Raw genomic sequence first — 1501 nt, 5'->3', positions numbered from 1 at the left:
CGCCCTGGACGATGTAGTAGGTCATCGGGATCAGGGTCATGCGGATGATCTCGCCTTCGCGGTCCACTAGCCCCACCGTCGCCGATGCGGCCACGACGTTGTGCACGCAGATCATGTTGCCTGCGGCACCGCCAATCGCCTGCAGCGCCACCACGGTGCCCGCGCCGGCCGCGCCCAGCCCGATCTGTTCGGCGGTCGAGAACTGGAACAGCGAGAACATCATGTTGCTGACGGTGTTCGACCCGGCCACGAAGGCCCCCATCGATCCGATCAGCGGTGCGAACATGGGCCAGGCCTGACCGACCACTGACGAAACTCCCTGCGCCAGCACGATGGGCATGCTCGGCAGCGCTTCCGAGGCCGAGTTGATGAATACCTGCACCATCGGCACCGCCAGCAGCAGCGCGGGGGCGGCAGCGATCATGGTCGATCCCGAGGACCGCAGCGCCTTGAGATAGTCGCGGCCCTTCATGCCATGCAGGAAGAAGGTGATGAGCGAGACGAGGATCAGCACCGTTCCGGGCAGATACAGCACCTGCACCCGCGCGTTGATGCCCGAGCTGAACAGGTTGTCGAGCGCGATGGTGACATCGGGCGAGTTCAGCCAGGCCTTCACCGGTCCGACGGCACGGGTGATGATCAGCAGGGCCACGACCAGGACATAGGGCGCCCAGGCTTTCATCAGCGGCATGATCGGGCGTCCGCTGTGATGATCCTCAAGATCGTCCAGCTTGCCGACCCAGGCCTCGTCCCACTGCGCGCGCGGCGGGAAGTCGAAGGTCCCCTTGGGGATGAACAGGCCGCGCTGCGCCGCGGGCACGACGATCAGCAGGCCGATGATGCCGCCCAGCAGCGACGGGAACTCCGGCCCCAGGACATTGGCGATGATCCAGTAGGGGATGGTGAAGGCCAGGCCCGCGAACAGCGCGAACTTCCAGATGCGGAAGCCTTCGATGAACGAGCGGTTGGGTCCGAAGAAGCGCGTCAGCATCCCGACCAGCATCAGCGGGATCAGGAAGCCCACGAGGCCGTGGATCGTGGCGACCTTGACGGCGATCTCAAGCAGGTAGTCGCTGTAGGCCATCGGCGCGATAGTGGACTCGACGATCTCCTGGCCGCCGAGGCCGGTGTTGACACCGACGAGGATCGGCGTGCCGACTGCGCCGAAGGACACCGGCGTGCTCTGGATGATCAGCGTCACGAGAACCGCGGCCATGGCCGGGAAGCCGATGGCGACCAGCAGGGGCGCGGCGATGGCGGCGGGCGTGCCGAAGCCCGACGCGCCCTCGATCAGAGAGCCGAACATCCAGGCGATGATGATGGCCTGCACGCGCCGGTCGGGCGAGATGCTGGTAAAGCCGTTGCGGATCGACCGGATGCCGCCGCTTTCCTCAAGCGTGAACAGCAGCAGGATCGCGCCGAAGATGATGTAGAGCAGGCTGATCGCGGTGATGGCCCCGTTGGCGGTGGCCCCCAGAACCTTGTTCAGGTCGGTGCCCCA

The 1501-nt window shown here is 65.8% G+C and carries 1 protein-coding gene; it reads right to left on the bottom strand.

Annotation, left to right across the window (positions count from 1 at the left end; translation table 11 throughout):
* The coding region (locus Q4F04_RS15970; protein WP_303370770.1) for an L-lactate permease at nt 1-1501 on the bottom strand (1501 nt) is incomplete at both ends.

This window comes from Paracoccus sp. (in: a-proteobacteria), assembly GCF_030536915.1.
Lineage (GTDB): Bacteria > Pseudomonadota > Alphaproteobacteria > Rhodobacterales > Rhodobacteraceae > Paracoccus.
The sequence above is the reverse complement of the archived record's forward strand: the minus strand, read 5'-3'. Positions and strand labels throughout refer to the sequence as shown.